At 56.9% G+C, this 17,334-nt stretch carries 20 protein-coding genes and 1 riboswitch; of the genes, 15 read left to right on the top strand and 5 right to left on the bottom strand.

Annotated features, from left to right (window positions below):
* Positions 1 to 11 precede the first annotated feature (11 nt).
* Both cbiB and KBY57_RS04605 read left to right on the top strand, forming a co-directional pair.
* The gene (gene cbiB / locus KBY57_RS04610) at positions 12 to 1,073 is read left to right on the top strand and encodes an adenosylcobinamide-phosphate synthase CbiB (RefSeq protein ID WP_254994707.1); all 1,062 of its coding nucleotides are present in this window, start codon (positions 12 to 14) and stop codon (positions 1,071 to 1,073) included.
* Between the two features lie 49 nt (positions 1,074 to 1,122).
* Positions 1,123 to 1,365, top strand: coding sequence for a hypothetical protein (locus KBY57_RS04605; protein WP_254994706.1), 243 nt, complete (start codon positions 1,123 to 1,125; stop codon positions 1,363 to 1,365).
* Here KBY57_RS04605 and KBY57_RS04600 read toward each other — a convergent pair.
* Positions 1,331 to 1,663 (bottom strand): YciI family protein, encoded by a 333-nt coding sequence (locus tag KBY57_RS04600; RefSeq protein ID WP_254994704.1) that lies wholly within the window; start codon positions 1,661 to 1,663, stop codon positions 1,331 to 1,333. The genes KBY57_RS04605 and KBY57_RS04600 overlap by 35 nt on opposite strands.
* Before the next feature lie 154 nt (positions 1,664 to 1,817).
* Between KBY57_RS04600 and KBY57_RS04595 the strand changes: the two genes are divergently transcribed.
* The 3 genes from KBY57_RS04595 to KBY57_RS04585 all read left to right on the top strand — a co-directional run bounded on the left by KBY57_RS04595 (position 1,818) and on the right by KBY57_RS04585 (position 2,731).
* Positions 1,818 to 2,030 carry a hypothetical protein gene (locus KBY57_RS04595; RefSeq protein ID WP_254994703.1) on the top strand — a complete coding sequence of 71 codons (213 nt, stop codon included), beginning with the start codon at positions 1,818 to 1,820 and terminating at the stop codon, positions 2,028 to 2,030.
* A 331-nt stretch (positions 2,031 to 2,361) separates the two neighbouring features.
* Complete coding sequence (locus KBY57_RS04590) at positions 2,362 to 2,547, top strand: hypothetical protein (protein WP_254994701.1); 186 nt, start codon at positions 2,362 to 2,364, stop codon at positions 2,545 to 2,547.
* A 7-nt stretch (positions 2,548 to 2,554) separates the two neighbouring features.
* Positions 2,555 to 2,731, top strand: a complete 177-nt coding sequence (locus tag KBY57_RS04585; protein ID WP_254994700.1) for a hypothetical protein — start codon at positions 2,555 to 2,557, stop codon at positions 2,729 to 2,731.
* 510 nt (positions 2,732 to 3,241) lie between these two features.
* Here KBY57_RS04585 and KBY57_RS04580 read toward each other — a convergent pair.
* The 3 genes from KBY57_RS04580 to KBY57_RS04570 all read right to left on the bottom strand — a co-directional run bounded on the left by KBY57_RS04580 (position 3,242) and on the right by KBY57_RS04570 (position 5,251).
* Positions 3,242 to 3,484, bottom strand: a complete 243-nt coding sequence (locus KBY57_RS04580; RefSeq protein WP_254994699.1) for a hypothetical protein — start codon at positions 3,482 to 3,484, stop codon at positions 3,242 to 3,244.
* 447 nt (positions 3,485 to 3,931) lie between these two features.
* On the bottom strand, positions 3,932 to 4,192 hold the full coding sequence (locus KBY57_RS04575) for a Nif11-like leader peptide family natural product precursor (protein WP_254994698.1): 261 nt from the start codon (positions 4,190 to 4,192) through the stop codon (positions 3,932 to 3,934).
* A 732-nt stretch (positions 4,193 to 4,924) separates the two neighbouring features.
* Positions 4,925 to 5,251, bottom strand: a complete 327-nt coding sequence (locus tag KBY57_RS04570; protein ID WP_254994697.1) for a YnfA family protein — start codon at positions 5,249 to 5,251, stop codon at positions 4,925 to 4,927.
* Between the two features lie 948 nt (positions 5,252 to 6,199).
* Here KBY57_RS04570 and KBY57_RS04560 point away from each other — a divergent pair.
* The 10 genes from KBY57_RS04560 (at position 6,200) to KBY57_RS04515 (ending at position 16,700) form a co-directional block, all read left to right on the top strand.
* Positions 6,200 to 6,415 (top strand): DUF3721 domain-containing protein, encoded by a 216-nt coding sequence (locus KBY57_RS04560; protein WP_254994694.1) that lies wholly within the window; start codon positions 6,200 to 6,202, stop codon positions 6,413 to 6,415.
* The gene (locus tag KBY57_RS04555) at positions 6,405 to 6,854 is read left to right on the top strand and encodes a hypothetical protein (RefSeq protein ID WP_254994693.1); all 450 of its coding nucleotides are present in this window, start codon (positions 6,405 to 6,407) and stop codon (positions 6,852 to 6,854) included. The genes KBY57_RS04560 and KBY57_RS04555 overlap by 11 nt, the downstream gene beginning before the upstream one ends.
* Before the next feature lie 14 nt (positions 6,855 to 6,868).
* A riboswitch (cobalamin riboswitch) is annotated at positions 6,869 to 7,017 on the top strand.
* Positions 7,018 to 7,089: 72 nt separating this feature from the next.
* Entirely contained in the window at positions 7,090 to 7,662 is a 573-nt protein-coding gene (locus tag KBY57_RS04550) for a HupE/UreJ family protein (RefSeq protein ID WP_254994692.1), read from the top strand.
* A gap of 385 nt (positions 7,663 to 8,047) precedes the next feature.
* Positions 8,048 to 8,224 (top strand): hypothetical protein, encoded by a 177-nt coding sequence (locus KBY57_RS04545; RefSeq protein ID WP_254994691.1) that lies wholly within the window; start codon positions 8,048 to 8,050, stop codon positions 8,222 to 8,224.
* Positions 8,225 to 8,606: 382 nt separating this feature from the next.
* Complete coding sequence (locus KBY57_RS04540) at positions 8,607 to 10,499, top strand: type I restriction-modification system subunit M (protein ID WP_254994690.1); 1,893 nt, start codon at positions 8,607 to 8,609, stop codon at positions 10,497 to 10,499.
* Complete coding sequence (locus KBY57_RS04535; protein ID WP_254994689.1) at positions 10,492 to 11,607, top strand: restriction endonuclease subunit S; 1,116 nt, start codon at positions 10,492 to 10,494, stop codon at positions 11,605 to 11,607. The genes KBY57_RS04540 and KBY57_RS04535 overlap by 8 nt, the downstream gene beginning before the upstream one ends.
* Before the next feature lie 2 nt (positions 11,608 to 11,609).
* Positions 11,610 to 14,579, top strand: coding sequence for a type I restriction endonuclease subunit R (locus KBY57_RS04530; RefSeq protein ID WP_254994688.1), 2,970 nt, complete (start codon positions 11,610 to 11,612; stop codon positions 14,577 to 14,579).
* Positions 14,576 to 15,283 carry a M48 family metallopeptidase gene (locus KBY57_RS04525; RefSeq protein ID WP_254994687.1) on the top strand — a complete coding sequence of 236 codons (708 nt, stop codon included), beginning with the start codon at positions 14,576 to 14,578 and terminating at the stop codon, positions 15,281 to 15,283. Before KBY57_RS04530 ends, KBY57_RS04525 begins: the two co-directional genes overlap by 4 nt.
* Entirely contained in the window at positions 15,283 to 15,777 is a 495-nt protein-coding gene (locus KBY57_RS04520; protein ID WP_254994686.1) for a hypothetical protein, read from the top strand. Before KBY57_RS04525 ends, KBY57_RS04520 begins: the two co-directional genes overlap by 1 nt.
* The gene (locus KBY57_RS04515) at positions 15,774 to 16,700 is read left to right on the top strand and encodes an endonuclease NucS domain-containing protein (RefSeq protein WP_254994685.1); all 927 of its coding nucleotides are present in this window, start codon (positions 15,774 to 15,776) and stop codon (positions 16,698 to 16,700) included. Before KBY57_RS04520 ends, KBY57_RS04515 begins: the two co-directional genes overlap by 4 nt.
* Here KBY57_RS04515 and KBY57_RS04510 read toward each other — a convergent pair.
* The gene (locus KBY57_RS04510; RefSeq protein WP_254994684.1) at positions 16,697 to 16,951 is read right to left on the bottom strand and encodes a helix-turn-helix domain-containing protein; all 255 of its coding nucleotides are present in this window, start codon (positions 16,949 to 16,951) and stop codon (positions 16,697 to 16,699) included. The two genes, KBY57_RS04515 and KBY57_RS04510, sit on opposite strands and share 4 nt — an antisense overlap.
* Between the last annotated feature and the right edge of the window lie 383 nt (positions 16,952 to 17,334).

The following is a 17,334-nucleotide window of genomic DNA, read 5'->3' as shown; positions in this document are numbered from 1 at the left end:
CCTGGCTGCTGGTGCTGGCCGCCTGCGGCCTCGATCGCCTGGTGGGGGACCCGCGTTGGTGCCTCCACCCGGTGGTGGTGATGGGCTGGTGGATCACAGCCCTGCGCCGGCTGACTGAGGCCTGGGCGGGTGATGCCCCGAGGAAGCTGCGCCTCGCAGGCGCCCTGATCACGCTGCTGCTGGTGGGCGTCAGCGGCCTGGCGGGCTGGGGCCTCGAGCAACTGGTGCGGCAGCTGGCGACGCGCGGCCCGGTGGCCTCTGGCCTCAGCCTCGCCGCCTTAACGATCGCCCTGACCAGCGCCCTGGCGGGGCGCAGCCTGGAGCAGGCGGTGCAACAGGTGCTGAACGTGCTCCCATCGGATTCCGTACGGGCTGTACAGAATCCCGAAGCGCAGAACACGACGTCCCCCGAGAGCCTGATGGCCGCCCGACAGGCCCTGGCGTGGATCGTGGGTCGCGACACCAACGGGCTGGATCGGGCCGAGATCCTGCGGGCCGCCGCTGAAACCGCCAGCGAAAATGCGGTGGATGGTCTGTTTGCGCCGCTGTTCTGGATGCTGGTGGGGGCTGGGATCGGCAGCCTGAACCCCGCCCTGCCGGGTCCTCTGGCCCTGGCCTGGGCCTTCAAGGCGGCCAGCACCCTGGATTCGATGCTCGGCTACCGCCGCGGCCGCTTGCGCTGGCTGGGCACCGCCGGCGCCCGGCTCGACGATCTGCTGGTGTGGCTGCCCTGCCGGTTGGTGGCCCTGAGCCTGCCGGTGGCGGCAGGGCACCCTGGCCGCTGCTGGGCGCTGCTGACAGCAGCCCTACGGGAGGGGGCCGCCGACCCCTCCCCCAATGCCGGTGTCTCCCAGGCGGCCTATGCCCACGTGGCGGGGGTGCAGCTGGGCGGCAGCAACCGCTACGGCGGCCAGATCCGCAGCAAACCTTTGCTGGCCAAGGGCCTGCCACCGGCCGATGCAGTTGCGGTGCAGCGCATCCTGGTGCTGAACCGTCGGCTCGAAACGCTGTGGCTCGCCGCCGCCGGAACCCTGGCTGCCGCGGTGTCGTTCATCACGAAAACTCTCAGCTGATTGCCCCGACACCAGCGGCTACCGAAGCTGCGGGAACGTTCCTGGGCCCATGCCAATTCGCGACCTGCTCGAAGAAGCTCTGCAAGAGCCGAATATCGGCCTCACCCCATGCTTCCGCTGGCACGCCACGCCAGTGGGCATCGCAGCGCTCTGGGAGGCCGGCTCGCCTCCGAGCTCCCCGCCGTTCGAAGACGCCCTCAAAGAAGGCCTGCAGGTGGGGCTTGACCTGAGCCGCGAAGAGCGGGAATTTCACCAGCTCAACTCGGGCCTGGTGCTGCTGTTTCACAGCTAGCCCGGGGCGGGCGCGGAAAGACCACCGCCCATTCATGCAGCGTCCAGTCGACACAGCCCTCAAGGATCAGCGGGTCGCTCCGCACCAGCAACTCGGCTTCAGCCCAGTCGCGGGCACGAAACACCAACATGCCACCGGCTCCGTCCCCAGTGCGGCCAAGCCGATCAGCCCAGTAGCCACTGCGGGGCGCGTGGCCGTTGCGCTCCAGATCAGCCAGCCAGGCCAAATGGGCTGGGATCACTGCATCGAATTGCGGCTTGGGCACCAGGCCCGCCTCCAGCTTCACAAACCAGGGCATGGGATCAGGCCAATGCGAGCCGACGGTACCGCTGCATTAACCAGGGCTCCACAACGCTGCGGGGTGCTTGGGGGCTGCTGCAGATCAGCCGCAATCCCTAATGAGGCCAGCCAGGGCCTATAGGGTCACGCACGAGTTTCAGAAGCCAAGGCAGATGAATTGCCTGCACCCCTCCATCGGCCAACGCCTAACACCATTGGTGATTGGCATCACGCCGGAGCGGCGCCGTGCCGTGCTGAGCATCGCCCAACAAGCCTCCAGCTGGCAGGACTTTCTGGATGCGCTGAAACAGGGAGACTTCCCCCTGCCGGGTCTTCGCAAAGGGAAGAAAAAACCTTCCGCGCCTCTTCCAGCGAGTGCAAATTAGCAACCTTGACGATGCCCTAGGAATCGTGCGTATTGATGGTGAAGGTCATCGCTTGAGAATCTGGAAGAACAGGGTTGGTGCCGCACCTGATACCGAAGCACCACAGCGGTTCAGCGCATTTTGCAATAACCGGAACCCACATCCCCCCCTTAGGCAGGACGTGCCGGAACGTCCGCCAGCAAGGAATGCAGAGCGCCTATCAGACCAGTAGCGATGACACACGTCATCAAGTGCTCAAGCGTCGGGGCAAGAGCAAGGCGCGGCGACGGCCAGGGACACACCTGGCTGCCTCATGTGATTACTGTTCAACCAGGGCCTCTGAGCGCCGCCTGTGACCACTGAACTGCTGCTGGCACTGGGCATCCCCGCCGCCTATCTGGTGGTCTCCACCCTGCTGCTGGTCCAGCGTCCTCAGACCCTGCCGCCACTGCTTCAGCGCCTCAGCACCCGCAGAGCAATCGCCTGGAACACGATGGTGGGACTCTCAATCGGTGTGGGGCATTGCGATGGGCACTGAATCGATGATGACCAACCCCCTGTGGATGCTGGTGCCCTGGGCGGTCTTTGCGCTCGCCGCTGGGTTGAAGTTCTGGCGTCTCACCGCCCTTTTCCGCAAGCACCTGCTGGGGGTCCCCTCGCGCACGGAACGCTTCAGGCAGGCACTGGAGCGGATCTGGCAGAAGGATCAGCAAACGGTGTGATGGACCACCTGAACTGGGGAATCATCCAACTGGGTCTGGTCGCCCTTGCTTTTGGCGGTCTTCAGATCTGGTGGATCAGCAGCGTTTTTAGGAGGAGAAACCTGGCGCGACCCTTGAACGAAGGAGAGTTCAAGCAAACGCTGGAGCGGATCTGGAGAAGGAAGTCATGATGCCGCACGTGGCAGCGAATAGGGATCATCATTGGGCATTTCCCTCTGAGAACTAATCAAAGCACTTTCAATAGAATATTGCTCAAAAATCAATCCGTGATGGAATTCCTTGGGATGGTTGTAGCAGGTCATCCAATCAATCAGAGATTAGAGATCAGAGATCAGACCAACAGCCTCCCATCGTCGTTGCCCTAGCAGGCCCAAGGAGAAGCAACTATGCACAAGGGCTGCGAGTCAACTGCATCATCACAGGTCACACTAGCGATGGCGCAGAAGTCGCTTGCGCCGATTAAAACAACATGGCCCAAAGCGAATTGTCTACGTCGGGAGAAAGATATGACTAAACAACCGCCAGCAAATCCTCAATACCACAACCCAGCACCGTCACGATCTTGGATGCCAGGTGCAGCGACAGCGCTGATGCCGCCTTCTGATCGTTTCGTGCCAGTCGGGTGATGGTGGTCGCGCCCCCCGCCTGAACCACCAGCGAGTTCATCATGATGGGTTTCTCGCCCGTCTCAGCACGGCACAAATTTGCCTTGGCGATTGCTTTGGCGAGGGTCAGGCGAACTTGCTTTGCCATGTCAGGCACACCAAAAGGTGCTCAAGCAATCACCCCGATCACGACCCGCACCACCAGGAATCCGAGCAGCCCCAGAAGGGCAAGCAACGACGGCAGACCAGCGACACCCATCTCCCGCTCTCGAATCAACGACCATTTCTAAAGGAATTCTAAAGAACCATCCGTAGTGATACACACAGAAGCACCGAACGGAACATTCCTCAATGCGCCACGACTCCTGCTGGTGTGGGCGGCATCCCCTGTCACCCTTCCTCCACCCACCCCAACACGAATGGCACACGAAGACCCTGACGCCCAAGCAGTTCGGCATTTCCGACAGCGCAGCAATCAACCCATCAGCCTCGCTGCCATCGTGGAAGACCCCTGCGCACATCTGGCAGATCTCAGTGCTGATGAGCACCTATCGCTGCCAGCCCCAGAAAAGCGCCGGAGACTCCCTACCGAGCATCAAACGCGAAAGACCCTCTGAAGATGGGCGACCGGGTTGCTGCCCTCATCTCCACCAACCACCCAAAACTCAGTGCTGCCACTTCTGAGGAGGGCACGGAAGTCATCGGCGTCGATCAAAATCCCGCAGTGTTCTGCCAGGGCGACCATCTCCTCTGGGGTGGTGGCGGCATAGAACTCACGCCCCAACTCTGGTTCACCATCCATCCGATACAGGAAGTGATCCAGGGCATCCAGCAGCGGGGACGAGGAGCAATCCACCCAGGGTGCTCAACTGATGAGAACCATTATCTGCAACGGCGGGATTGCCCGACAAATAACTTCACAAGAGCAGCAGCAACGGCCCCCAGGCATCCGCCTCCATTGCCATCCAGTGCTCTCTACGACCCACTGCCGAAACCCTGTCGGATCTGTCGCGTCCCGTTGACACTCGGCACCTCAAGGGGATGGTCCTTGGAAGATAGAGGTGCTGGCGACTCAGCCAATCAATCCGTAGATCAACAACGATGACGACCCATGCGAGTGCTCTATGACAACCTTAAGAGCCTTGAGCCTGAGTACTTCTTCTCAGATGATCGTGATGCAGTCAAGAGTCCAAGAAGCAGCAGCAGAGAAAAGGCGAGAGCGGGAAGAAGAGCAAAGGATTTGGTTGATTCCTTATTTCTGATTAGGGCCATGATCTTTTGACACCCTTTACCTCCAGAGAAGTCAAATACATGCGAGACCCCAGGTTCTTTCTCCTTAAATAAGTTACCCAGTCATTCATCACTCTTAAGGCCTCAGGCACTGATCAGGCTCTGGTAATCCAGACCTCAGAAATTCAAGAAAACGGAGAGGGTGTCCGTCGATTCGGGTCTAATCAGGACGCTATAAGACGCTTTTCAGGTGTTGGGGTGCGATTTACCCCAATATTTACCCCAGCATCAGTTTTCTTCCGTGAACTCGACGGATGCGCCAGATCACTTGCAGCGCAGTGAGTTCCAGGCATTCAACCTACCCCCGCTGAGCACCACCCATCAACACCCCCATCCCCGCCAGGACTACCACCACGCCCACCAGGTCCCGAAGCGTCAGCGGCACCCCATCCACCACCCGCAACCAGACCAGCGCCACCGAGACATAGACCGCCCCATAGGCGGCATAGACCCTGCCTGCTGCCGTGGGGTGGAGCGTGAGCAACCAGGCAAAGAGCGCCAGGGAGAGCGCCCCAGGGATCAGCAGCAGCGGGGACCTACCGTCCTTGAGAACCAGATAGGGCAGGTAGCACCCAACGATCTCAGCGACCGCCGTGAGGGCGAACAGCAGGGTGGTCCGCAGCACGGCAACGGGTCAGCGCGTCTTGCAGTAACCAGACCCCGCATAACTGGATCCGCCTGGGCAGGAGGTGCCGCCACTGCCTCCAGCAGGGAAGAACTGCTGCCCTGGTTTGTTGGCACGGCAATACCCACTGCCCTTGTAACTGGAACCACCAGGGCAGGAGGTCCCACCGCTACCGCCAGCAGGGAACATCTGCTGAGCAGAGGCAGGACCGCTGAGCAGAGCAAGGACTGCCAGAGCGCCCGTCAGACCAGTTGCAATGACGCTCTTCATCGGTGTTCGGGCAAAGAGGGAGGAGCAAGGCGGGGCGACGGGAACCGACTATCCGCCTGCAACCTCAGTGGTCTTGGGGCGTCGAACTGCCCTTCAGACCGAGCGTTTCTAAAAGACCAGACGGCACTGCCGCGAATCAGGGGCATCGGTCGTCAAAAAAAATCCCTGGCGTGTTCGACTCCACCAGGGACAGGTCTCCCGTCGCTCATCACGACCAACGAACCTTAGTAAGCATTAATGCTCACACCATGTGGGTGGTTTCCGAACTTGTTCAGGCGGACACGCTCAGGACGCCTCACCCACCCTCAGGACACCACCCCTGCCGCACCTCCTGCCGTGCCACCCACCGAGAGCACCGCTTGGTCAGGTGCTGCCCCTGGGGGATCAGACCCTGATGGATCGGGCAGGTCAGCAGCGTGACGCAGTGCCTGCCGACTTCATAGCGGAAGTGCTGGCAGGTGATGCAGACAGACCCCGTGCGGGATGGTTTGAGGACATCCCACTCCAGGTCATCCCACTCCTCTGGGTGGGTCAATGCGGCAGCGGTCAAAGCAGCAAGGCAAGAACACCTGTACTAGTCGGGGTTAGGGGTTGAGGTCAAGTGTCGTGGGCACTCGCACAAAGTCCACTGGAATCTCTCTCCGGTGCTCATAGGGTCTTGTGACCTTCGCTCTCGCCATGAACCGTTTGCTCCTGTGTGCCCTGGTATTCGCCTGCTTACCGCCAGTTGCCTCTGCTCAACACGCCAACCAAGGCGCAGTGCCAGCGATGTATGCGACCAAGGCAGAAGCGGAAAAGGCAGCAAGCAAGTTCAACTGCACAGGGGCACACCAGATGGGTGACAAGTGGATGCCCTGTGCCAAGCACAGCGACACCAAGACCCATGCCCATTGAGCAACCTCAGGGTTGCGGGAGCAAACCCAAGGTTCTTGCTATCGGCATTGCACCCCTGGGCATCGTCTCCATCGGGATTGTCCCCATGGGTGTCGTCAGCATCGGTGTAGTGCCAATGGGGGTGATCAGCATCGGTGCCGTTGGCATGGGTGTGATCAACGCCTGTGTGGTGGGAATGGGGATCCTGGTTGCAGGCGTCAATGTGATGGGGGTGTGGTGGATCGGGATGGACGGAATGGGTCCGAAGCGCCTGGGTTCATCAAGCGCCATCCACTCCCATCACCACCATTCGTCTCAGACCCGAAACCTTTATGCCTATCCCAGCAAGCAGGTGGCAATGCAGAAAGCAGAAGAACTGGGATGCAAGGGGGTCCATGCCATGGGGTCGCTATGGATGCCCTGCGAACAACACCCAGAAGGTCCAGCAGACAATCCCTGAGACGCACCAGGCACCCCATAGTGGGGATTGACGGGTCCATCGCCTTTGGCGGTGGATACACGAGGAAAGAGCGGTGCGGGTTCGCCCAAATCCGCCGCTGTCCCGCAACTGTGATGGGGTTCTCCCCTCAGTCAGAACACTCGCCGTCCCAACTCTCCTTTCTGCTCGGCGAGGACCGAGGCATCCCATGAAACGCTTCCTATCCCCCCTGGTCGCCCTGACTGCTGGATCCGTCGTGGTCCTGGGCACCCATCCCGCTCTTGCCCACAGCACTGCCGCTGGTGGTGCTCTGGGCGGTTTGACCCACCCGCTGCTGGGTCTGGATCACCTGTTCATGCTGATGGCAGTGGGAACCGCTGCCTCCTTCATCTCCTCCCAACTGCTGCTGTGGGCACTGGGTGGGGCGGTCATCGGTGCTGCCATTGGGTTCACAGGGTTCACCATTGCCTCCGCAGAAGTGATGGCGGCACTGGCAATCTCTGCGGTGGGTGCGCTGACCTTGTTGGGAGGGCGCTTTGCCAAGACCTCCAACCCCAACGCACTCACCACCATCAGTGGGGTTGTCGTGGGGGCAGGCGTGTCTATTCACGCCATGCTTCATGGTCTGGAGGCACCCAAGGACAGCAGCACCCTGCTCTGGTGGAGCGGTGCGCTGCTGAGTTCTGTGCTGGTCTGCGGCGGGACCTATCTCCTGCTCAAGAAACTTCCTGTGTCCGTGAGCAAGGCAGCAGCGGTTGCCTTCCTGGCGATTGGTGGGTTCCTTGCCTTTGGTCCTCTGGGTCTGCTGGCGGGCGGTGCTGGGGCATGACCCAACTCGCATGACCCTGTGAAGCGAGAAAGTCCATTACGGCAGGCACTGTGCGGTGGTGGCATTTTTGCCGTCAGCACGGTGCTACCCGAGAAGATTGAGCACCTGGCACTCCATCTGGTTGAAATCAACCGATCTGGAGTGGATGGGTTGGGAGAGCACTCACTTCAACTGGTCGGGTGCTTTGTGCTCCTATCGGTTCTGATCTGGTTGGCGGAGGGGAGGGAAGTCAAACGACACCCGTTGCTTTCCTACCCTCCCCACACCAAACCCATGGCGCTCACGCACATCGTCGGGTTGGTGGCAGGTGCTGCTCTGCTGGTCGCACCGCACTGATGAGCGATCCTGACCGCTGGCAATCATTTCAAGGGCAGAAGGTGGCGTGATGACCAATCCCCTCTGGATGCTGGTGCCGTGGGCGATCTTTGCGATCGCTGCTGGGTTGAAGTTCTGGCGTCTCACCGCCCTGTTCCGCAAGCACCTGCTGGGGATCCCCTCACGAACCGAACGCTTCAGGCAGTCGCTAGAACAGATCTGGCAGAAAACACAGAAGGCAGCGTGATGGACCACCTGAACTGGGGATACCCACAACTGGGTCTGGTCGCCCTTGCCTTTGGCGGTCTTCAGATCTGGTGGATCGGCAGTGTGTTCAGAAGGCGCGACCTGGCACGACCACAAAGCGAACAGCAGTTCAGGCGGTCACTGGAGCGGATCTAGGCAAAAAGATCCTGAGCGGACCACTGCTCGCACTCCGTTGCAGAACTTCATAGAATTATGCCTTGGTCATCGGGCGGTCCTGGACGGGTCCGCTTTTTTATTGGGCAATCGCTGCGTAGAGGCGCAATGGTTGCGCTGCTATGAGAATTGAGATGGTCTATGCGAGAACCGCATAACGGGCAAAACCCAGTCCCACAGGCGAGAATGGTAGGAAGCGACCAGTCCAAGTGACCGACTCAGCGACCTTCACCACACCCGAAGCAGACGACGAAGAGGCGGGTGAAGACCTGGGCGGTCTGGATGACCTTCTGGCATCGCTGAGATCCGATGACGCACCAAGACCAAAAAGGGGCAGGAAACCCAAAGGCAATGGGGTTGCCCCAGAACCCACCTTCCAGATCGGGCAGAAACTGACCCTCTCCCAACTGGAGTCATTCCTCTGGAAGAGTGCCGACATCCTGCGGGGAAGCATGGATGCCTCGGAATTCAAGGACTACATCTTCGGGATGCTGTTCCTGAAGCGTCTGTCCGATGCCTTTGATGAGGCACAGGAAGGCGTGATCCAGTACTACCTGGATAAGGGCAAGACCCAGGAGCAAGCAGAGGCACTGGCAGAGGACGAAGACGAGTACGACAAGACCTTCTATGTGCCTGAGAAGGGTCGCTGGAAAAACCTCAAGGACCTCAAGCACGACATCGGTGCTGAACTGAACAAGGCAACCGAAGCGATTGAGGAGCAGAATCCGACGCTTGAAGGGGTACTGAGTGCGATTGACTTCAACATCAAGAACAAACTCAACGACGGAAAACTTAGGGACCTACTTTCTCACTATTCGCAGTTCCGATTGAGAACAGAGGACTTTGAGCGTCCTGACCTTCTGGGTGCTGCCTACGAATACCTGATCAAAATGTTCGCTGACTCTGCGGGCAAGAAAGGTGGTGAGTTCTATACGCCTGGAGAGGTGGTGCAACTGCTGGTGGCACTGATCAAACCTCATGCAGGGATGAGGGTGCTGGATCCGACCTGTGGTTCAGGCGGAATGCTGCTCCAGTCACGGAACTATCTGGCGAAGCACGGGGAAAACGAACAGAACATCAGTTTGTTCGGTCAGGAGATGAACCTGAGCACTTGGGCGATCTGCAAACTCAATATGTTCCTGCACGGGTTCTTCAATGCGGACATTCGTAAGGGGGACACCCTGGGCGAACCGCAGCATGTGGAGCACGGGGAACTGATGCGGTTTGATCGGGTGATCGCCAACCCACCCTTCTCCTTGAAGAACTGGGGACGGGAACTGGCGGAACACGATGGGTACGGCAGGTATCGCTATGGCATTCCTCCCAAGGACGCAGGAGATCTGGCATTCGTTCAGCACATGATCGCCTCACTGAATCAGGAGGGCGTCATGGGCGTAGTAGTGCCTCATGGGGTTCTGTTCCGTGGTGGTCAGGAAGGTGAGATCCGCAAGGGCATCCTGGAAGACGATCTGGTGGAAGCAGTGATTGGTCTGCCGTCAGGATTGTTCTATGGCACGGGGATCCCTGCGGCACTTCTGATCATCAACAAGAACAAGGCGATGGAGCGTCGTGGGAAGGTGCTCTTCATCAACGCTGAACTGGACTACCAGGAGGGCAAGAACCAGAACCTGCTGAGAGACCAGGACATTGAGAAGGTGGTGGAGTGCTTTGACGCCTACAACGAAATCAAGCGGTTCTCACGGGTGGTTCCGATTGAGGAAATTCGGGAGAACGACCACAACCTGAACATCCGTCGGTATGCAGACACCTCACCACCACCTGAACCCTTTGATGTGAAGGGCATCCTTCATGGTGGGGTGCCGATCAAGGAAATTCAGAGTGATTACATCCAGGAGATCCTTGAGGGGTTTGATGTCTGCGTCGTCCTGGTGCCGAAGGATGCTGAGTATCTGAAGTTTCGGGAGGACATTCAGGAGAAGTCCCAAATCCGTCAGCAACTGGGGGATGCTTCTGATGCTGTGATTCAGCAGTTTGAGCGGTGGTGGGACAAGTATGGGGTCTCACTCGCTCAGATTGATGCTGAGGTCAAGGAAGCAGAAGCAGTGATGCACGGGTTCTTGAAGGAGTTGGGATATGAATGATTTCTCTGATGACTGGGTTGAGATTTCTCTTGGAGAAGCATTCTCAGTAAAAAGAGGAGATAGCAGTTTGACAAAGAGTGCTTACAGATCAACAGGCACCCTTGCCTTCAGCGCCTCAGGTCCAGACGGATTCGTAGAAGAATGCCAGAACGACGGGGCAGGGATAGTAGTTTCTTCAGTAGGTGCCCAGTGTGGCAAGATCTTCAAGGCATCTGGAAAATGGACAGCAATAAACAATACTATTTCCATTACAGAAAAGACTAGCAAATTCAGCATTGAATATCTGTATTACCTTCTTGAGCGTCAAGATATACTCTTACCAGAAGGTGGTGCTCAACCATTCATAAGTCAGAAGGAGGTCGTGGGTGCAACTCTTTACTTCCCCCCACTCCCCGAGCAGAAGAAGATCGCCGAGATACTCTCTGGGGTTGACAAGCAAATCACAAACAAGACGAAAGAGGTTGAAAAGCATCAGTTCCTGATTTCTGGCATCCTCAATCAATTGATGACCAGCGGAACAACCAATCGGATGGTGGTAGAAACCGAAGCGGGAAGGGTGCCTGAAAACTGGATAGTTGGGAAGGTTGAAGATTTCTTTGAACTTGGGAGGGGAAGGGTGATCAGCATTCCGTACATCAAAGAGAATCCAGGACCCTACCCTGTATTCAGTTCCCAATCAAAGAACAACGGCGAGATGGGAAGAATGAATTCGTATGATTTTGATGGCGACTATTTCACATGGACGACTGACGGGGCATATGCAGGGAGCGTATTTGCCAGAAGCGGAAAATTCAACTGCACCAATGTCTGCGGCACTGGAAGGGCAAAGTCATCAAGCGACGCAGATACAAGGTTCGCCGCATACTTCCTCCAGCGGGTCGCCAAGCGCCATGTCTCCTATGTTGGCAACCCAAAACTGATGAACAATGTATTTGCGGCGATACCCTTTGCCCTTCCACCAATTGGCGAGCAAAGAGAAATCGCAAAGATTATTGACGCCCAAAAGAGCGGTGCTGCGTTATTAGAAAGGCAGATTGCATCGTTGTCAAATCTGAAGAGTTCAATTGCAAGCGACCTCCTCTCAGGACGCAAGAGGGTCAGCGTTTAACCATGGAAGGCGACGAGCGGAAACTGGTAGAGGCACCTGCCCTTGATCAACTCAAGGGTCTGGGTTGGTCGCACATGGATGGCACCACGCTGGCACCAGAGAAAACCACCCTCCGCTCATCGTTCAAGGATGTGGTCCTGACTCCAAACCTGGAGCAGGCAATCCAACGCATCAACCCCTGGATCAGCGAAGACAACCTCCGCAAGGCGGTGCGTGAGGTGACCCTGATCCAGACATCCACATTGATGGAGGCAAACCAGTGGTTCTGGGAACGCCTCACCCAGTACTTCAGTGTGGATCAGGACCTCGGCAGTGGTCGTCGTGGTCAGACCCTGAAACTGATTGACTTTGACACTCCTGAAAATAATGAGTTCCTCTGCGTTGATCAGTTCAAGGTCCAGGGTCCAAACCAGAACATCATTCCCGACATCACGCTCTTCGTGAATGGGTTGCCGTTGGGTGTCATTGAGTGCAAATCCCCCTTCGTCACCGATCCGATGGCAGAAGGAATCAACCAACTGCGGCGGTACGCCAACCTTCGCAACCCAGGTGATTCAGAAGGATGCGAGAAACTCTTTCATTACAACCAAGTGATGGTCTCCACCTACAGGGATGGAGCACGGGTCGGGACCATCTCCTCACCCGTTGAGTACTACCTGGAGTGGAAGGACCCCTACCCCAAGACCCATCAAGACCTGGGAGAAAACCCAGCACCTCAAAATCTGTTGATTCAAGGGTTACTGGACCCAAGGAACTTCCTTGACATCATCCAGAATTTCACGATCTACGAGACCGAATCAGGTCGCACCATCAAGAAGATCGCCCGTTACCAGCAGTACAGGGCAGTTCAGAAGACCATTGAGCGTCTGAAGGGTCCAGGAGATCGCAAGAGTAAGGGCGGAGTCATCTGGCACACCCAGGGTTCGGGTAAGTCCCTCACCATGGTCTTCCTCACCCAGAAGATCCGTCGGGACCCACTGCTTCGGGACTACAAACTCGTCTTTCTTACAGACCGCACCCAACTGGACGGGCAACTGACTGCCACCTTCAGGAACGCACAAGGCGAATCGGTTCTTCATGCCTCGTCGGTGTCTCACCTCAAGGAACTGTTGGCAAAAGATGCCTCCGATCTGGTCACCGCCACGATCCAGAAACTTCAAGAAAAAGATTTCGGGTACTCATGCCTCAATGATTCTGATCGGATAATCGTGCTGGCGGATGAGGCACACCGAACTCAGTACGGGACCCTGGGTTCTGCCATCAATACCGCTCTGCCCAATGCCCCCAAAATCGCCTTCACGGGGACGCCCCTGATCACGAGCGAGAAGACCACCAATGAGTTTGGTGGGTACATAGACACCTACACCATTGAGCAGGCGGTCGCTGATGGTGCCACCTGTCAGATCCTCTACGAAGGGCGGGAGGCAACCACCAAGGTCACAGGCGATTCGCTGGATGCCTTGTTTGACCGCTACTTCCACGACAAGTCACCAGAAGAGCAAGGTGCCATCAAGAAGAAGTATGGGACCGAGCGGGCAGTGCTGGAAGCACCCCAGCGTTTGGAATGGGTAGGTCTGGATCTGGTCGGGCACTTCCGCAGCACAATCCTCCCCAACGGGTTCAAGGGGATCCTGGTCACCTCCAGCAGGGAAGCAGCAGTCACCTACAAGCAAAAACTGGATGCCATTCCAGGGGCACCCGAATCGGCAGTGATCATCTCAGGGGACCACAACGACAAACCCCATATCGCCAAATGGACCAACCCTGCTGACCACAAGGCGGCAATTGAGAACTTCAAGAAACCCATATCAGAGCACCCCCTGTCCCTGCTGATTGTCAAGGACATGCTGCTGACGGGGTTTGATGCCCCTATCTGTCAGGTGATGTATCTGGACCGCAAATTGACCGACCACACCCTGCTGCAGGCAATCGCACGGGTGAATCGCACCAAGGCAAACAAGCACTGCGGGTACATCGTTGATTACTACGGACTGACCGACTACCTGGCAGAGGCACTCCAGGTCTTCTCCTCAACCGATGTCCAAGGTGCCCTCAAGGACCTCAAGGACGAGATCCCAAAACTCCAAGCAGCACACACCAGGGTCAAGCAACACCTCAAGGGGCATGACCTCCAGGACATTGATGCCTGCATCGCTGCCCTCGCAGACGAACTGAAGCGACAGCAGTTTGAGGCGGACTTTCGGACCTTCGCCAAGCAGGTGGAGATCGTCCTACCCGAACCAGCAGCAAACCCGTTCCTGCCAGACCTCAAGGCACTGGGGAAGGTGGTGATCGGTTGCCGCAACCGCTATCGGGATGAGCAGTTGGACATCGTGGGGTGCGGGGAGAAGGTCAGGGCACTGATTGAAGAGCATGTCCGTGCCACAGGGGTGGATCCACGGGTGCCCCCCACCAAACTCTTTGATGTGGAGTTCAAGCAGGCGGTCAATGCCCTGGGCAACGACCGAGCGAAGGCATCTGAGATTGAACACGCCACCAAGAAGGTGCTCAGGGACCGCATGGACGATGACCCCGAGTACTACCAGTCCCTATCGCTCCGCCTGGAGGAGATCATCCAGAAGTACCAGGGCAAGTGGGAGGAACTGGTCCAGCAACTCTGGTTGTTCCGTGATGGCATGGAGCGAGAAAAGACCCAACAGAACGAGGACCTTGGACTGAGTGAGATAGAAGGTCCCTTCTACAGGTCGCTGATGGCAGAGATCACCAAGGCATCAGGCGACGAAACCATGGATGAGGAGACCCATCAGCGGGTGCTGAACCTGACCAAGGAACTGGTGAGCGAGTTCCAGGAAGCAACCCAGATCGTTGGGTTCTTCCAGAAGGACGACGAGATCAAGTCCGTCGCCAAGAAAATCAAGCGGTCGCTGCTGGATCAGGGGTTTGATGACTCTGACCTTCGTAAGGAGGTGACCGAGGCATTCATGGCGCTGGGCAAGAGGCATTTCCGATGACTGCCATCCCAGAAGAGGTGCTGGGTCTGCGGGTGGAGGTGGTTCGCTCCATCAGACGGTCTGCTGCTCTCCACATCATCGGGAGTGACCTTCAGGTGAGAGTCCCAGAGCATGTGGGTGATGAACGGGTCGCTGCGTTCCTGACGAAGAAACGCCCCTGGATCAGGAGCAAGGTTGCCGAGATCCAACGCATCCCACCACACCGACCGAAGGAACTGGTCAGTGGGGAGTCCTTCCCTTACCTGGGTCGTCACTACCGCCTCAAGGTTCAAGAGGGGCATCAGGTGGGGGTCTGCCTTTCAGGTGGTTACCTGAAGGCAACCATCCGACCCACTGAGCAGGGTGAGCATCGGACGCTAAGAATCCAGCAATATTTACAGAACTGGTATCGCTCCCGTGCTCTGGAACGACTCCAAGAGAAAACCAACCGCTACGCCCAGCAGATCGGGGTGTCGCCTGCAGGGGTGTCCGTTCGGAACTTCAGGTCTCGCTGGGGTTCCTGCGACAAGCGTGGTCAGGTGGTCTTCAACTGGAACATCATCAAGGCACCCCACAGCATCGTGGATTATGTGGTGATCCATGAGTTGTGCCACCTGATCCATCCGAACCACTCCAGGGACTTCTGGCAGGTGGTTAGTCGCCATGACGCTGCCTACCCTGAGCACAGGCAGTGGTTGAAGGAACGAGGCGAGGGACTGCTCTAATGGACAAGACCACCCGTGGCAATGCGAGTCAGTTCTTTATTGCAGGGCAACTCTGCAGGATGGGGTACTCAGCGGTAGTGACCCTGGGAAACACACCCAATACGGACATCCTGTGCAGCAATGTGGAGGGGACCAAATTCGTCCATATCCAGGTCAAGACCTATGTACCTGGGATAAGGACCTGCAGCGTTGGGAGGAAGGCGGAAAAGTTTTATGGCGACAACTTCTTCTGGATACTGGGAGGAATTCCAAAGTGGGGTTCAGAAGACCCCTTTGAGTACTACATCATTCCGTCGGCAGTTATGTCAAAGAATGTCAAAGAGAAAAGCGATCATTGGTTGGCAACTCCAGGGAAAAACGGGCGTGAGCACAAAGACAGCAATGTTCGCATTGTCACGCTCCCACCCTTCAAGTCAGAACACTCATGGAGCATTGAAGGGTACAAAGACCGCTGGGATTTAATTGAAGAAAAACTGGGAGCACCACACCAATGAAAGAGTTTTACAGAGTCATGCTTGGGCGGGGCAGTATGTATGCCCATGAGTGCCGAGAGCAAGGTTTCATTGGTGCCGATTTTGACATCCAACAGGATCTGACACATGAACTACCCGATGATTGGCGGGAGTTCAACAAGAAGTTTATCCCGATCTACCTTCAGTCAAATCCAGGGAAAAGCAAAATTGCCGCTGGTCTATGCTGTGGTTTTCTTTGGACTGTCTGCAAGAAAATACAAATCGGCAATGTTGTCTTATCGCCCGATGGCAAAGGTAAGTATTTTGTGGGCGAGGTACAGAGCGAGTACCGATTCATACCTGGAGCGGACCAACCTCACCAGAGGCAGGTTCATTGGTTTGATGAGACCATTGACCGCTCAGAAATGAGCGAAGCACTGAGGAGATCAACAGGTTCCATTGGAACCGTCAGTCAGATCAGCAAATACCAAGAGGAATTAGAAGGTCTCATCAAAGGAGAAGCACCTAAACCAGTGCTGATCAGCACCGATGAAACCATTGAGGATCCAACGGTCTTCGCCCTGGAACGACATCTAGAAGATTTCTTGATTCACAACTGGGCACAAACACCTCTTGGTCGTGAATATGACATTTACCAAGATGAGGAGAATGTTGGGAGACAGTTCCCAACGGATACAGGACCAATAGACATCCTGGCAATCAGCAAAGACAAGCAAGTGGTCTTGGTGGTTGAACTTAAGAAAGGGCGGGCGAGCGACTCAGTGGTAGGGCAAATCCAAAGATACATGGGATATATCGCAGAGGAGATCGCCGAAGACCACCAAAGCGTGAGGGGCGTGATTATTGCTCTTGAAGATGACCTGCGAATCAAAAGGGCGCTCAAGGTTGCCCCGAATATTGAGTTCTATCGGTATGAGGTCAAATTTGACTTGATCAAGTCCTAAGCGACAAATACTACTTCCAGCAAATCCTCAATCCCACAATCCAATACCGTCACGATCTTCCCCGCCAGATCCAGAGACAGTGCCGCCGCTGCCTTGTCATCAGTCCTCGCCAGGCGGGTAATGGTGGTCGCTGCCACACCCGCCTGAACCGCCAGCGAGTTCATCGTGATGGGTTTCTCACCCGCCTCAGCACGGCGCAGATTTGCCTTGGCGATTGCCTTGGCGAGGGTCAGACGAACTTGCTTTGCCATAAGGCGCACGATACCTCAAGCACCCCGAAGAGGCAAAGCAGTTTTGAGTGCCTATGCCTCAGTGCCTAGCACAAACAGTAGAGTGTCAGACACCAAACCAGAGCAGTACCTGAACCACGGCAAATCCCACCAGGGCGACGAAGGCAAGAAGTGACGGGAAACCAGTTGCGACCATACCGACTCCGCTTACGACCCCATTTCTAAAGCAAATCTGAAACGATGCCGTAGCGATACACACACCAGCACCGAGCGGAACATTCCTCAATGAATAGAGGTATCAGGCGCTCGCTCTCCAGTTCAATGTGCTATGATTGCTGTGTTGAGGGCAAGAGGTTCATAGAAACCCGCCCTCTCAACCACTCACCCGAATCCCACAGAGGATC

The organism is Cyanobium sp. Aljojuca 7D2 (assembly GCF_024346415.1).
In the GTDB taxonomy this organism is placed as follows: Bacteria; Cyanobacteriota; Cyanobacteriia; order PCC-6307; family Cyanobiaceae; genus Cyanobium_A.
Note: the sequence above shows the minus strand (reverse complement) of the source record. Positions and strands in the feature narration are given on the sequence as shown.

What these genes read in the sequence shown, in the direction of transcription:
- KBY57_RS04605 (WP_254994706.1), top strand. Translation starts at nt 1,123, where the DNA reads ATGCCAATTCGCGACCTGCTCGAAGAAGCTCTGCAAGAGCCGAATATC.
- KBY57_RS04600 (WP_254994704.1), bottom strand. Translation starts at nt 1,663, where the DNA reads ATGCCCTGGTTTGTGAAGCTGGAGGCGGGCCTGGTGCCCAAGCCGCAA.
- KBY57_RS04595 (WP_254994703.1), top strand. Translation starts at nt 1,818, where the DNA reads ATGAATTGCCTGCACCCCTCCATCGGCCAACGCCTAACACCATTGGTG.
- KBY57_RS04585 (WP_254994700.1), top strand. Translation starts at nt 2,555, where the DNA reads ATGACCAACCCCCTGTGGATGCTGGTGCCCTGGGCGGTCTTTGCGCTC.
- KBY57_RS04580 (WP_254994699.1), bottom strand. Translation starts at nt 3,484, where the DNA reads ATGGCAAAGCAAGTTCGCCTGACCCTCGCCAAAGCAATCGCCAAGGCA.
- KBY57_RS04560 (WP_254994694.1), top strand. Translation starts at nt 6,200, where the DNA reads ATGAACCGTTTGCTCCTGTGTGCCCTGGTATTCGCCTGCTTACCGCCA.
- KBY57_RS04555 (WP_254994693.1), top strand. Translation starts at nt 6,405, where the DNA reads ATGCCCATTGAGCAACCTCAGGGTTGCGGGAGCAAACCCAAGGTTCTT.
- KBY57_RS04545 (WP_254994691.1), top strand. Translation starts at nt 8,048, where the DNA reads ATGACCAATCCCCTCTGGATGCTGGTGCCGTGGGCGATCTTTGCGATC.
- KBY57_RS04535 (WP_254994689.1), top strand. Translation starts at nt 10,492, where the DNA reads ATGAATGATTTCTCTGATGACTGGGTTGAGATTTCTCTTGGAGAAGCA.
- KBY57_RS04530 (WP_254994688.1), top strand. Translation starts at nt 11,610, where the DNA reads ATGGAAGGCGACGAGCGGAAACTGGTAGAGGCACCTGCCCTTGATCAA.
- KBY57_RS04525 (WP_254994687.1), top strand. Translation starts at nt 14,576, where the DNA reads ATGACTGCCATCCCAGAAGAGGTGCTGGGTCTGCGGGTGGAGGTGGTT.
- KBY57_RS04520 (WP_254994686.1), top strand. Translation starts at nt 15,283, where the DNA reads ATGGACAAGACCACCCGTGGCAATGCGAGTCAGTTCTTTATTGCAGGG.
- KBY57_RS04515 (WP_254994685.1), top strand. Translation starts at nt 15,774, where the DNA reads ATGAAAGAGTTTTACAGAGTCATGCTTGGGCGGGGCAGTATGTATGCC.
- KBY57_RS04510 (WP_254994684.1), bottom strand. Translation starts at nt 16,951, where the DNA reads ATGGCAAAGCAAGTTCGTCTGACCCTCGCCAAGGCAATCGCCAAGGCA.